Source organism: Caballeronia concitans (assembly GCF_001544615.1).
Taxonomy (GTDB): domain Bacteria; phylum Pseudomonadota; class Gammaproteobacteria; order Burkholderiales; family Burkholderiaceae; genus Caballeronia; species Caballeronia concitans.
In genome coordinates, this window is record NZ_FCNV02000004.1 from 1 (window position 1) to 14,041 (window position 14,041).

The window sequence follows — 14,041 nt, forward strand, 5'->3', positions numbered from 1 at the left end:
CATCAACTTACACCACGGCCACCCCTCCTAAGCATTTTCCCGCCAGCAGCTTTTTGCACACTTCTCGGTACATTACCCGGCCGGTGTCAGATCTGGAGAGCTTCCGAACGGCGGTTGTACGAGCAGCGGGGCCGAGGCAGTTGCCCGGGGCTGACAGATGAGTCGATCCGCAGGATGCGGCCGACTGCGCAGTGCGTCAGCCGTTGGAACGCTTGAGCCGCATCGCGATGGAAAATCTGTCGGCGGGATGGATGCTGACGGATGTCTCGAAACTGTTGCCCGCCGAATCCAGATAACGCCGAACAATCTCGAGCGCTGCCGTCCCGGCCTCGACGCGCAGCCGCTTTGCCATCTCTTCCGAAACCAGCACCGCCTGGATCCCTTGCTGAATCTCCGCAATGCTGTGCCCGTAACGTTCCTCGATCAAGTCGCTGATCAGTCTGTCGGGCTGTTCGCGCGCGATTTCCGCGACGTCGGCGTAGTCGGGCGCGATGTACACGTCTGTCCAACCAACGGGCGCGCGGACCTTTCCTCCATCGATTCGCAGGCTCGAAATGCGCACAAACCGCGTCCCTTCGGCGCACTGCAGCGTCCGGGCGAGATCGCGATCCGCGACGACCACTTCTGTCGATTGCATGAGCCGCAAGGTGTCCGACCCGAACTGAGCCAGATCGTCCACGGAGGCAAGCGTCGGCCGGAATTCATTGCGTGGACGGGACGACTCCACGCGCGTTCCCGCGTTCTTGCGACGCGAAACCAGACCCCTCTGCTGTAGCTCGTTCAGCGCTGCGCGCACCGTATGACGGCTCGTGCGGTAGTGGTCCCGCAACTCAAGCTCGGTTGGAAGGACAGTACCGACGGGATAGCGCCCGGAAGCAATGGCTTCGGTGAGTTCGCGCGCGATCTCCGCGTAATGGGGTCGATTCATGGGTCGGATAAGCGTCTTTTGCGTGGCTTCGGGTTAATCATAACTTGCCCGAACATGTCCGGACATATTAATCTGGATATGTCCGGACTTATTGACATCGTCTTCGCTTGAGTCCAGCCTTTTCAGTTCGAACATTCGAGGTTGCAATGACGCATATCCCCGTTCCGATGGCCAGCACCGTGGTCGATTCCATCCTCTTCCGTGACGCCTTCGGAACCGCCAAAATGCGCGCGCTGTTCTCCGATCACGCGCTGATTCAACGCTATATCGACGTCGAGGTTGCGCTCGCGAAGGCAGAAGCGCGCGTCGGCGTGATCCCGGCCGATGCGGCCGAAGTGATCGCGCGTGAGTCGACGATCGAGCGCATCGATTTCGATCACATGCGCGAAGAGACCGATATCGTCGGCTATCCGATCCTGCCGCTCGTGCATCAACTGGTGCAGATGTGCGGGGACGCCGGGCGCTACGTCCATTGGGGCGCGACGACGCAGGACATCATGGACACGGCGGTCGCGCTGCAAGTACGCGACGCACTCGATTCGATCGACGGCGATATTCGCGAACTGCGCACGATTCTCGCGAATCTGGCGAAGAAGCATCGCGACACGCCGATGGCTGGCCGCACGCACCTGCAGCAAGCATTGCCAGTGACCTTCGGCTACAAGGTCGCGATCTGGCTCGCGATGTTCGATCGTCATCAGGAGCGAGTCGCCCAGATGCGCGAACGTGTGGCCGTCGTGGAATTCGCGGGCGCGGCGGGCACGCTGGCGTCGCTGGGCGACACGGGCTTCGAGGTGCAGAAGGCGCTCGCCGAAGAACTGAAGCTCGGCGTACCCGCAACCACATGGCATGTCGCGCGCGACGGCTTCGCCGAGGCCGTGAACCTGCTCGCGCTGGTCACGGGCTCGCTCGGCAAGATCGCGCTCGACATCATGATCATGGCGTCCACCGAATTCGCGGAAGTCTACGAGCCCTTCGTCAAGGGCCGCGGCGCGAGCAGCACCATGCCGCAGAAGCGCAACCCCATCTCCAGCGAACTCATGCTCGCGGCGGCGAAGGCCGTGCGCCAGCATGCGGGACTGATGGTGGACGCCATGATTCAGGACTTCGAGCGCGCCACCGGTCCGTGGCACGCGGAATGGATCGCGATTCCCGAGAGCTTCATCCTCACCGCGGGCGCGTTGCATCAGGCCAAGTTCGCGCTCGGCGGTCTCATCGTCGATGAAGCGCGCATGAAGCACAACCTCGGCATCAGCAAGGGTTTGATCGTGGCGGAAGCCGTGATGATGAGCATGGCGCCTCACATCGGACGTCAGCAGGCGCACGACATCGTGTACGACGCATGCCGCACGGTGAACGAGCATGGCGGCACGCTCGCGGAAGCACTCGCCGCCCTGCCCGAAGTCACGAAGCACTTCGACCGTGCTGCGATCGACCGCATGACCGATCCCGCTCACTACCTCGGTCTCGCACCGCAGATGGTGGACCGGGCCATTGCGCTGTCCAGCGAAATCTGAACGTAACGATGAGGAAGGAGCACGCGATGCATCACGAACCCGCATCACACGACGACGCAACCGTCGCAGCGACGAAGAAGCTGCCGTGGTACCGCAAGCTCGGCATGCAGGTGCTGGTGGCGCTCGTCATCGGCATCGTGGTCGGCTTGCTGTTCCCGAAGTTCGGCGCACAGCTCAAGGTGCTGGGCGATATCTTTCTCGCGCTCATCAAAGCAGGTGTCGCGCCGCTCGTGTTCCTCACGATCGTGCACGGGATTGCTTCTGCGGGCGATGTGAAGAGCGCGGGACGTGTGGGGTGGCGTTCCATCGTCTACTTCGAGGTCGTCTCGACGATCGCACTCGCCTTCGGCCTGCTCGCCGGCAATCTGCTGCAAATCGGTAAAGGCATGACCGGGGTGGCGGTCGGCGCTGTGCCGGCAACCGCAGCGAAAGCCGCGCCGCAAGGCTTCACCGAGTTCGTGATGCATATCGTGCCGGACAACTTCATCGGCGCATTCGCGAAGGGCGAGTTGTTGCAGGTGGTCGTGCTCGCGGTGATGGTCGGCATCGGCATTCTCGCCATTCCGGAGCGCCGTCGCGTGCGCATCAACGAAGGGCTGGATCTCATCTCCGAAGTGCTCTTCTCGTTCATCAATCTCGTGATGAAGCTCGCGCCGCTCGGCACGCTCGGTGCGATTGCCTTCTCGGTGGGAAGCAACGGCACAGCCGTGCTGATTGCGCTGGCGCAGCTCGTACTGAGCTTCTATGCGGTGATCGTGCTGTTCATCGTCGTGGTAATGGGCGTGATCGCGAAGCTCGCGGGCTTCAGTCTGTGGCGCTTTCTGCGCTACATCAAGGATGAGATCTTCATCGTGCTCGGGACCGCTTCGTCCGAAAGCGCCCTCCCGCGTCTTCTGATCAAGCTCGAACGGCTCGGCTGCGCGAAGCAAACCGTCGGGCTCGTGTTGCCGACCGGCTATGCGTTCAATCTCGACGGTACGTCGATCTTCATGTCGATGGGCGTGATGTTCATCGCGCATGCGTATGGCGTGCCCATCACGCTGGATCATCAGATCGGCATTCTGCTGCTGATGCTGTTGACGTCGAAGGGCGCGGCCACCGTGTCGGGCGGCTCGTTCGTCGTGTTTGCGGCAACGGTCACGTCGACTGGCATCCTTCCGGTCGAAGGCCTTGCGTTGATCTTCGGCGTGTACCGCTTCATGTCGATGGCCATCGCCACTTGCAATACGATCGGCAACAGCCTCGCAACCGTCGTGATCGCCAGGTGGTCGCGGACCTTCGACGCGGCCATCGCGCAGCGGCACCTGCACCCGGAGCGCTACCCCGAAACCGCACATGCCGACGAGTACCTTGCCGATGGCAATCTCTTGCCCGAAGACACGAACGACGCCAATCCGCATCCGCATGGCATTCCGCTCAAGGGCGCCCGGAACGCGCCCTGATTCGAATGCGGTGTCGCGCTCCCAACCAATTCCGAGATTGTGTACCCGCCATGAACACGCCATCGCGAATCGAACATGACGCATTCGGTCCCGTCAAGATTCCGTCGAATCGATACTGGGGCGCACAGACGCAGCGTGCCCTCGGTCTTTTTGAAATCGGCGAAGAGCGTTTCCCGACTGTCCTGATCCGAGCGTTCGGCTTGCAGAAGTACGCGGCCGCCCGCGCGAATGTGCAGTGCGGCGTCCTTGCGACCGAGCTTGCCTCTGTGATCGAGCCGGCCGCGATCGAACTGCACGAGGGACGATGGGATGACCACTTTCCGCTGACGATCTGGCAGACGGGCTCCGGTACGCAGACCAACATGAACGCCAATGAGGTCATCGCGAACCGCGCGAACGAGTTGCTCGGACAACCGCTCGGGACCAAGACGCCGGTGCATCCCAACGATCACGTCAACCGGTCGCAATCGTCGAACGACAGCTTTCCGACGGTGATGCATGTGGCGGCCGCCATCGAAGTGAATAGACGTCTGCGGCCGGCGCTGGATGAACTGCGCTTGGCGCTCGCCGAGCGCAGTCAGGCTTTCGCCGATGTCCTGAAGGTCGCCCGCACGCATCTGATGGACGCCGTGCCGATGACGATGGGGCAAACCTTCGGCACCTTCGAACACCAACTCTCGAATGCGCTTGCCCGAATCGACGATGCCTTGCCCCGCCTCTTGATCCTGCCTCAAGGCGGCACTGCCGCCGGCACGGGACTGAATGCGCCTGCGGGCTTCGACGGCTTTTTCTGCGCGACGCTCGCGGAGGCTACCGGCCTAGCGTTTGTCCCCAACCCGCACAAGTTCGAGGGCATGGCGGCACACGACGCGCTGGTCGAACTGTCGGGCGCGCTGAACACGATCGCGACTTCGCTGCTGAAAATCGCGAACGACATCAGGTTCCTCGCTTCCGGTCCTCGCTGTGGTCTCGGAGAATTGCGGATCCCCGATGACGGACTGACATCTTCGATCATGCCGGGCAAATGCAATCCGACGATTGCGGAAGTGCTTGTGCAGGCGTGTTTCCAGGTCATCGGAAACCACCAGACGATCACCATAGCCAACGCATCCGGGAACTTCGAACTGAACGTCGCCAAGCCAGTGCTCGTCTACAACCTGCTCCAGTCATTGCGCGTTCTCGCTGACTCCGCCAGCGTTTTTGCCAGGCGCTGTGTCCGCGGTCTCGACGTGGATCGTGAACAAGTCACGACTAACGTTCAGCGGTCACTGCTCGCAGTCACGGCCCTTAATCCGGTACTCGGTTACGACCGGGTCGCACAGATCACCGCGACGGCGTTGCGCGACCGTGTGACACCGCGCGCAGCGGCGATTGCGCTCGGTTTCCTCGACGGCGATGAATACGATCGGCTAGTCGATCCTGCTCTGCTCGCCGGCGGTACCGCTTCAAAGCGATGAATCGGCCGTACGCCGTAAGCGGTCGGATGCACACCTGACGACGCTGGCAGCGCTTCGGTCATAGCCCCTGCCGTGCACGGTCACCCTAATTCGCTCGTCCACGTTAGAAGCTTCCATCGACGGTCGCTGTTTGATGTCGCGCGGCCGCTCAAACGTCAGCTTGACCGCATCCGCGAGAGTCCGCAACTGGCCGACCTGGTTGAAGACAGCGCGGCCGCCTCGGCCCGCTACAAAGCGTCGCTGTCGGACAGAATTCGACCCATTGCAGTCGGTCGGATCGTCGCTATTGCAAGGGCACTTGTCAGACTGGAACGGACGTTCGGAACCTTGAGCTACGGGCCCGTCCTTGCCCCTTGCCGACGTTCGCCATCAGAAGCCCATGCGGCTGGAGCAGGCCGCTTGATCGCATGTCGCGATTCGGCGCGGCGAAGGTCGACCCGCGTAACCTGCAAATGAGCCTTGATACGTTGGGCCAGGCAGACGACGCTCAGCGATGCGAGGCGGTAAGGTCTGTCCTACGTCAAGCTAACGATTGACCCCGTAGATGGTGCCTGTCAGCACGTTATCCCGGCATGCAGCGGTGTCGCGATCGAGCGCTTCCGAAAGACGGCGGCCAATGGATTCGAGAGTTTCTTCGCTGCGAATTGAACTAGGCCGACGAGTCCGTCATCCCGCACTTGTTACGCGCAGGCTTTCCGCAGTTCTTCAGTTCTTCTACGGTGACCCGCCCCGCCACCGGGGAGTTTCTAATCTGAGTCGCGCGCTCGATGCCGCACCTGCCCGCGAGGTTGTCGAGACCTGCGAGGGTAATAAGTCCCTTACCGGAGTTGACGTGGTTACGACGGCAGCTTTGCTGCGAGTACGTGGATGTTCATGATTTCTGGCGCATTAGCGAAAAGATCCGCGGCCCTCGCCATCAGCGTCTCGGCTACTTTGCCCGACAGGTGCGCCTCGCGTCCGGCGTCGTCGGGGAACGCGTCGAAGATGCCGTACACCGATGGCGCGATTTTCAGCGCGAACCACGCGATCGTCGCGGGCTCCTGCTCGACGAGCGGCAATCCGCTCATCAGGAAGCTTTCGACTTCCTGCTCCTTGCCGGGCTTCGCTTCAAGCCGGACGAACAACGCTGTCTTGACCATGCCTGCCTCTGTGTTGATGACGGTTACGGGCGTCGACTGGAACTTCCGCACGATCTGTTACGCGTGCCTGGCGCGCACTAGCCAACTGACTTAATTGAGCGAGAGAAGTTCCGTGCTGGTGCCTCCTTTGGTCGACTGCTGCAATCCGAAGAAAGTCACGCCCGCTGCGCAGCATTCGCAGCTACATGTTCAGCAACCGGCCAGGTTCGGCCGTTCGGCCGAGCACTCGGTAACGAGCGCATAGGCGATGTGACACGGTTCAATTACCATCCCCGGGTTTGCGTCTGGCGCATGTCCCCCACCGGTAATGCGTTGACGAGGTCTCAGCGCACGCTGTTGCGATCTCAGCGCTGGTGAGCCTCCCAACGACTCTTGTTCGATCGGCTGCAAGCAACGCTTAATACTCCGACTCGTCGGCCCGAAGTGTTAGGGCGCGGCGGTTGACACGTTTGACGTGGCCCACAACCAGGCAGGTCGCGTTCAATGCTTCCCCAAGTGCACTTGAATTTCGCGCGCGTCGAGGGCCGAGAGATCTTCGTTGATCTCCTCAAAAATCATCTGGCGTGTCTGCTCGCTCAGGCGCTGTCGAAGCATGCCGAGAAATTTCGGCTCCGCCGCAAATCGCAATCGCTGATACCGGTGATGAAGCCGTCCGTGTTCGACGCGGTCGGCGACGGTCTTCGCGAACTTCTCGCGTTCCTTTTCACTCAGCGCCGGCCCACTGGGGGCGGCGTTGACGAGGTCTTCGATTTCCCGCAAGTCCAGTTTTAGTCCCGTAGTCTCGAAGATTCGAGCGCGGCTGCCGTCGGCGACGACAACCCAGGTAGTGTCAGCCATGGTAAGCCTCTGAGCGCGATCGGTCGCCGGGCTCGGCGGCCATAGCAAATCGTCGCATGACGCAGGCGACCTTGGCGGTCAGCGGCGATGAACCAACGTCAAAGCGTCGTCGTGAAATGACATCAACAGGGTTCCTCTCTAATGGAAGTCTAGCCATGACCCACGCGCGCTTCTTTCCGGTTTTTGCTCAAATGTGTCAGGATCCTGCGGTCATCCGGTCTATCGCCCCATCGGGAATCATGCAGACTACCTCAGCTACTCTTCCGCCTGTTGAGGAGTCGCATCGGAGCGTTCGCCTCGAACGTTGGTACGAGGCTGTCGCAGCCTGGCCGCACAGAGAAGCGCCCGATACGATACGCCGAGGCCGTCGTCGGACGGAAGGAGGACTTTCGGCCTGCTAGCCGGTCACTGCCAGTCCGGAAAGGATGTGGACGATCATCGCGCTGACTTCAGTGGCATCTTCAGGACGGCAGCGCAGTTCTGGCCGAGCGGGCGTCGCAACAGACTGGCGTGTACTGACCGACCAGGGCGACGCGTCAAGATCGACTTACTGCGCAGTCGATGCGGTCGTCCCCCGAGGGTCGCATTGCTCTGCGTCTCGCATGAGCGAGTGGGACGATCATTGCATTAGTCAGTCTGTGCCTGTCCGAATTAACGACTAGACTTAGGATGGTCGGTGCAGCTTACACACCATGCACCGTCTCCTCATGATCCGGATACGCGGCCCAAGGAGGCAGACCGATGCCAAAGACCGTTCGAACCGCTGAGCAGATTCGCGACGAGCTGCAAAGCCGCATGATGAAAATCGCCGCTGAAGCGCCGGGAGCTTTGCACGTACGCATACCGCTACCGGAGCGGCACCCGCCCGACGCATCGGGCCGCAACTGGAACATCTTGCCGCTCAATGACCTCGGGGCAGACTGCATACGTCATGTCCAGAAGGTGGTCGAAGACATGCGTACCGAATTCGTCCTTCCCGAGTGACGCGGTGATAGAGAACTGGGACGGATCATTCGAACGCATGCGTGTGAGCTTCGACGTTGGAAGATTGTCGTACGGCAAAGGACGGAGCAGAACGGACGCGGTGTATTGCAGGCGCACAGTGAACGCACGTCATGCCGATAGCCCGTGGCCGAACCTGGTCCGGAGACGGCTCAGCCGGAATGACTGACGCGGACACGCGGTGGGCAACAGCATCACTGTGGCACGCGCTTTCATTGATGGCAACCCGGAAGAATCGCACGAGCGACGTTATCGAAGCGTCGGCAGAAAGCTAACAAATTCCGGCAGAATCGCGAAAGACTCATTCCAATGATGCGTCTACCGTACTGCGATAGGGTCTACCGTTGTAGCCAAGCGCGGGCTCGTAACCGGTGAAGCGCATGCCACGGAAAAAGCCCTTGAATGTCCTCAAAGGCGGACAAGTTCATGGTCAGGATCTACGGACGCATGCGCAGCGCTAACGGCTACGCGATACGCGACTTCCTACATCGCTCCGACATACCGTTCGAATGGATCGAACTTGGCAGCGATAAGGAAGCGAAGGATCTCGCCCACGTGCAGCATCTTTCCGACTCCCGCTTGCCGATCTGCGTCTTCCATGACGGAACCCGGCTCGAATGTCCCACCGTTCGGCAAATTACCGAGAAGCTCGGCTGGTTTGCGAGTCCATCGCGGGAGGCCTACGATCTGGCGATTTACGGCGCGGGACCGGCAGGATTGAGTGCCGCCGTCTACGGAGCATCGGAAGGGCTGCATACCGTACTAGTCGAGCGTTGGGCACCGGGCGGTCAGGCAGGCAGTAGTTCAAAAATCGAGAACTATCTGGGCTTCCCACAGGGTGTGTGCGGCGCGGACCTGGCAGAACGGGCGCGGGTCCAGGCCATCAAGTTCGGCGCAGACATCCTGGTAGCGCGCGCCGGCGTGCGAGCGGATTTTCCGCCCGGCCAGGGCATCGTGTATCTCGATGACGGCACACGTATTACGGCGCGCACGTCGATTTGCGCGACCGGCGTGGCATATCGCACGCTCGGCCTCGAAGATGAAGCGCGCTTTCTCGGCGCTGGCCTTTACTACGGCGCGGGCGCGAGCGAAGCAGCGCTGATCCATGGCGAAGACGTCTATGTGGTGGGAGGCGGCAATTCGGCGGGACAAGCCGCTATGCACTTTTCGCAATCCGCCAACCGCGTCTATATGCTCGTGCGTGACACCTCGCTCAAGAACACGTTGTCCCACTACCTGGTGGATCGCATTACGGCGGCGCCGAACATTGAAGTTCGGACCAGCACCGAAGTTACCGCGCTCGCAGGCAGTGACACGCTGCAGGAGATTACGCTGACCGATGTGCGCACGGGACGGCAAATCTCGGTAAAGGCGAATTGGCTATTCGTCTGCATCGGCGGCGTACCCCAGACCGAATGGGCGCAGGAGGTCGGCATTGTCCGAGATGACGCCGGTTATCTAGTGACGGGTCCCGACTTGCAGGAATATCGGTCGAGTATGAAATGGCCGCTCGAGCGCGCGCCGCTACATTTGGAAACCTGTGTGCCTGGCGTATTCGCTGCGGGCGACGTGCGTCACGGGTCGATCAAGCGTGTCGCGTCGGCGGTCGGCGAAGGGGCGATGGCTGTCGCGCTGGTGCATCGCTATTTAGATAGCGCGTGAGCGTAAGCGCAACCTTGATTCGCACGCTTGCGCGCCTGTCCGAGGAGTACGATCATGACCGCTGGTTGCACGCATCTGGGCGAGGCCCGCCTTTTCCACACGCCCATCGACTATTGCGAGGAGTGCATCAAGCTTCGTCAGCCGTGGGTCCACTTGCGGCTTTGTCTTTCGTGCGGACACGTCGGCTGTTGCGATTCGTCGCCTAACCGGCACGCAAGCAAGCATTTTCACGCGACCGGTCATCCGCTGGTGCGCTCAATCGAACCTGGCGAAACTTGGATCTGGTGCTATCGCGACGAGATTGTCGTAGGAGAACTTGAATCGTGACGGTACGCCGCCCTCCCGTGCGGGCGGCGTCTCGTTCAGGCAATGCGGGCTCACGTATGCGCCGGTTCTTGCTCCGCCCCTTCGATCGTCGCTTCTGCGGGTGCTGAGCCCTTCTGCACACGTACAGAGTGGGAACCCGAGTCGTAGGTCATTGTGACCTTGTCGCCGTCGTGAACGTCCCCCCGCAGCAGCGCATCGGCGAGTTCTGATTCCACTTCAGCCCGGATCTTGCGCTTGAGCATTCGTGCGCCGAACTCGGGGTCATAGCCGATCTCCGCGAGATGATTGCGCAGCGAATCGTCGAACGACAACTCGATGTTCTGCCCGGCCGCAGTGCGTTGCACGCGCGCGAGTTGCAGATCCACGATGCTACGGATTTGCTCCTTGCCGAGCGCATGGAACACGACGACTTCATCGACCCGGTTCAGGAACTCGGGCCTGAAGTGATGCCGCAGTATTTCCATCAGACGGTCGCGCAGCGCGGGGTAGTCGAGTTGCTTCTTGTCGGAGCGCACGTTGTCCTGGATCAGCTGCGAACCGATATTGCTCGTCGCGATAATGATCGTGTTCGTGAAATCGACGAGACGGCCCTTCCCGTCGGTGAGGCGGCCTTCGTCGAAGAGCTGCAACAGGATGTTGTGCACCTCCGAATGCGCCTTTTCGATTTCATCGAGCAAGACCACGCTATACGGACGGCGTCGCACGCGCTCAGTCAACTGGCCGCCTTCCTCATAGCCGACATAGCCCGGAGGCGCGCCCACCAGCCGGGCTACGGTATGCCGCTCGGCGTACTCGCTCATGTCGATGCGCACGAGCGCGTTCTCGTCGCCGAACACAGAGGCGGCGAGCGCTTTCGCGAGCTCGGTCTTGCCCACGCCAGTCGGTCCGAGAAAGAGAAAGCTAGCGGTCGGCTTGCCGCCTTCGGTGAGACCGGCGCGTGAGAGTCGGACCGCCTTCGCGACGGCGCTGACGGCCTCGTCCTGACCGATCACGCGTTCCTTGAGGCGATCTTCGAGGCGCAGCAGCTTCTCGCGGTCTTCGGCGGTAAGTTCGGACACCGGCACGCCGGTGAGCGACGCCACGATCTGCGCGATGTCCTCCGCTGTGACCTCTTGCGAACTGGTGCCGCGCTCTTTTTTCCACGCCTCGGTCGCATCGTAAAGCCGCTTTTGTTCTGAAACGAGCTTGTCTTCGAGTTCCTTTGCCTTGTCGAACTGCTTGGCGGCGCTTGCCGCGTCCTGTTCCTGACGCGTGCGACGGATGGTTGCCTCGATGTCGTGCAGTTGCCCCGGGCGGGAATTTGACGAGATGCGCACGCGGGCGGCCGCCTGGTCGAGCAGGTCGATGGCCTTGTCCGGCAGGAAGCGCGCTGCGATATACCGGTCCGACAGCTTGGCAGCGGCCGCGATCGCCTCCTCGGTGATCTTCACCTTGTGATGCGCTTCGAGGCGGTCACGCAGTCCTCGCAGGATTTCGATCGTCTCCGCGACGCTCGGCTCGGGCACGTTCACCGGCTGAAAGCGCCGTTCGAGCGCCGAATCTTTCTCGATGTACTTTTGGTATTCGTTGAGCGTCGTCGCGCCCACGAGATGCAATTCGCCGCGCGCGAGCGCCGGCTTGAAGACGTTGCCGATATCGAGGCCGCCTTCGCCGCCGCCCTGGCCAGCACCGACGATCGTATGTAGTTCATCGATGAAAATGATCAGCCGGTCCTGATTCTCGACGATCTCGTCGAGAACCTGCTTCACGCGCTCTTCGAACTCGCCACGATACTTTGCCCCCGCCACTACGCTGTTGATGTTCAACTCAACGACGCGCTTGCCACGCAGCACCTCTGGCACTTGGTCCTGGGCGATACGCTGCGCGAGTCCTTCGACGATCGCCGTCTTGCCGACGCCCGGTTCGCCGATCAGCACCGGGTTATTCTTGCGCCGACGCGCAAGGACTTCGATCGTCGTTTCGATTTCCTTGTCGCGGCCGATTACCGGATCGAGCTTGCCGCGCCGAGCGAGGCTGCTGAGATCACGCGCGTACTTGTCGAGCGTTGGCGTGGTGGAGCGGCCCTCGACGGTGCCTTCCTCGGCACCCTTGCCGACTACCTTGACCGTCTTCTGCCTGAGCGCGTGCGACGATAGCCCATACTTGCGCAGCAGTTCACCCGCAAAGCCGTCTTCTTCTTCCGCGAGCCCGATCAGGATATGCTCCGGTCCGACGTAGCTGTGGCCGAGTTCTCGTGACGCGGTGAGCGCGTTTTCGAGCGCACTCTTCGCGCGCGGCGACACGCCGATGCGTTCTTCGTCCGTCTTCTGCGCGCGGTTGCCGCGTGGTGCGTTCTGCTCGATATTCTTCCTGATCTCCTCAGGATCGAGCTTGAATTCGCGCAGAATCTCCTGCACCACGTTATTGCTGACGAGTGCGAGCAGCAGGTGCTCGGTATCAACTTCGGACTTGCCGAACTCGACCGCCATCTGCGCGGCCGCCTGCAAGCGGTCCAGCCCGCTTTCGCTCAGGAACGTCTGCAGGTCGACGGCTTCGCGCGCACGGCGATGCCGGCGCGGCCGGCCGCCAGCGCGTCCGCCGGCAGACTCACCCATTTGCCCGCTATCGGCGTCTGTACCTTGATCCGATTGTGCGGGCGAGCGTCCGATGCGTGACCGGCTACCCTGGCCGCTTTCCATCTGCGGCCACATGTCTTCGAACAGACTGTCGAACAGTCCGCCGTGAAACAGGGACTCGAGCGGCGACAGGCCGCGCTGATTGCGCGCCATGAACTCCATGTAATGCTCATTGCACAACATCAACTGACGACGCTGGCCGTTTTCGGTGATCGTGATCTGCGAGGTTGCCGGTTTGCCGCAAACGCTGCAAGTAGGCATGATGTTCTCCGTAGTTTGGACAGAGGATGGTCCTTCTGGTCACCCGCGCACAGCGCGACGAGTGCCGTCGCGAAGTGCCGCGAGTGCGGCTTTGGATGCGCTCCGGTTCGCCGAGCGCCTTCTTGGCGGCTTCGTGAGGGGCATCGTCGGGGACGATGGAAGCTGCCGACCTGTGCGATGTAGCCGGGCGCGAACCGCGCTACTTGATCTCGAGACGCCGCTTCGCCGCGGGCTCTTTTGCCGCTTTTGGCAACCGTACGGTAAGCACGCCGTTCTCGAAATTCGCCTCGGCACCGTCGAGATCGACGCCGGAGGGCAGCGGAACCGCGCGCTGAAACTTCCCGAACGCCCGCTCCACCCGATAGCAGCCCTTCTCGTCGCTCTTCGATTCGATGCGCTTCTCGCCGGTCAGCACCAGCATGTCCTCAATGACTTCGAGTTCCACGTCCTCGCGCGACAGTCCTGGCAACTCGGCCACGATACGAAGCGCGTCGCCGTCGTCGACCACGTCGAGTCGCGGCTGAAAGCGGCTGGGACTGAAGTCGCCGAACCGGTTGCCGAGCGGTCCCATTCCGCCGAACGGATCGCGTACGAGGTCAGTGAGAAGATGCAGGGGATCGGGCAGCGGCCACCGCGCCGCATCGAACGATGCCGGCCAGGCGGGCGCGGACCCATCCGATATCGACGGCCCGGAGGTTTGCTGTGCAGACGCGACGTTCGGTTTCGTGCCCGCGCCATTTTCCTCTGGACTCCTGCGCATGAAGCGAAAAGGATTCCACTTATCGACGTCCAATATCATCGCTACGCTCCTTGTTCCAAAGAGCCGTCGCAGCGGCCCGAACCTTCAGTGACTG

General features: G+C 61.6%; 11 protein-coding genes. 6 read left to right on the forward strand and 5 right to left on the reverse strand.

From position 1 onward, the window contains the following. Positions 1-196: 196 nt before the first annotated feature. The gene (locus tag AWB72_RS12370) at positions 197-928 is read right to left on the reverse strand and encodes a GntR family transcriptional regulator (RefSeq protein WP_040052381.1); all 732 of its coding nucleotides are present in this window, start codon (positions 926-928) and stop codon (positions 197-199) included. A 146-nt stretch (positions 929-1,074) separates the two neighbouring features. Between AWB72_RS12370 and AWB72_RS12375 the strand changes: the two genes are divergently transcribed. Genes AWB72_RS12375 through AWB72_RS12385 form a run of 3 tightly spaced genes read left to right on the forward strand, consistent with a single transcriptional unit; the run spans position 1,075 to position 5,344 of the window. Then, positions 1,075-2,445, forward strand: a complete 1,371-nt coding sequence (locus tag AWB72_RS12375; RefSeq protein WP_040052382.1) for a class-II fumarase/aspartase family protein — start codon at positions 1,075-1,077, stop codon at positions 2,443-2,445. Between the two features lie 26 nt (positions 2,446-2,471). Further along, entirely contained in the window at positions 2,472-3,887 is a 1,416-nt protein-coding gene (locus tag AWB72_RS12380) for a cation:dicarboxylate symporter family transporter (RefSeq protein ID WP_040052657.1), read from the forward strand. A 50-nt stretch (positions 3,888-3,937) separates the two neighbouring features. After that, the gene (locus AWB72_RS12385; protein WP_040052383.1) at positions 3,938-5,344 is read left to right on the forward strand and encodes a class II fumarate hydratase; all 1,407 of its coding nucleotides are present in this window, start codon (positions 3,938-3,940) and stop codon (positions 5,342-5,344) included. 836 nt (positions 5,345-6,180) lie between these two features. On the opposite strand, the gene AWB72_RS12390 is transcribed toward AWB72_RS12385, so the two are convergent. Then, the gene (locus AWB72_RS12390; RefSeq protein ID WP_040052384.1) at positions 6,181-6,483 is read right to left on the reverse strand and encodes a putative quinol monooxygenase; all 303 of its coding nucleotides are present in this window, start codon (positions 6,481-6,483) and stop codon (positions 6,181-6,183) included. A 480-nt stretch (positions 6,484-6,963) separates the two neighbouring features. Continuing rightward, complete coding sequence (locus AWB72_RS12395) at positions 6,964-7,320, reverse strand: host attachment protein (RefSeq protein WP_040052385.1); 357 nt, start codon at positions 7,318-7,320, stop codon at positions 6,964-6,966. A gap of 741 nt (positions 7,321-8,061) precedes the next feature. Here AWB72_RS12395 and AWB72_RS12400 point away from each other — a divergent pair. The 3 genes from AWB72_RS12400 to AWB72_RS12410 all read left to right on the forward strand — a co-directional run bounded on the left by AWB72_RS12400 (position 8,062) and on the right by AWB72_RS12410 (position 10,311). Continuing rightward, a complete protein-coding gene (locus tag AWB72_RS12400; protein WP_040052386.1) occupies positions 8,062-8,304 on the forward strand; it encodes a hypothetical protein in 243 nt (80 codons plus the stop codon). Positions 8,305-8,748: 444 nt separating this feature from the next. After that, a complete protein-coding gene (locus tag AWB72_RS12405; RefSeq protein WP_084593064.1) occupies positions 8,749-9,984 on the forward strand; it encodes an NAD(P)/FAD-dependent oxidoreductase in 1,236 nt (411 codons plus the stop codon). Positions 9,985-10,038: 54 nt separating this feature from the next. Next, positions 10,039-10,311, forward strand: coding sequence for a UBP-type zinc finger domain-containing protein (locus tag AWB72_RS12410; RefSeq protein ID WP_084593065.1), 273 nt, complete (start codon positions 10,039-10,041; stop codon positions 10,309-10,311). A gap of 50 nt (positions 10,312-10,361) precedes the next feature. On the opposite strand, the gene AWB72_RS12415 is transcribed toward AWB72_RS12410, so the two are convergent. Both AWB72_RS12415 and AWB72_RS12420 read right to left on the reverse strand, forming a co-directional pair. Next, on the reverse strand, positions 10,362-13,187 hold the full coding sequence (locus AWB72_RS12415) for an ATP-dependent Clp protease ATP-binding subunit (RefSeq protein WP_087128096.1): 2,826 nt from the start codon (positions 13,185-13,187) through the stop codon (positions 10,362-10,364). Between the two features lie 199 nt (positions 13,188-13,386). After that, positions 13,387-13,986 (reverse strand): Hsp20/alpha crystallin family protein, encoded by a 600-nt coding sequence (locus AWB72_RS12420; RefSeq protein ID WP_040052389.1) that lies wholly within the window; start codon positions 13,984-13,986, stop codon positions 13,387-13,389. Positions 13,987-14,041 lie beyond the last annotated feature (55 nt).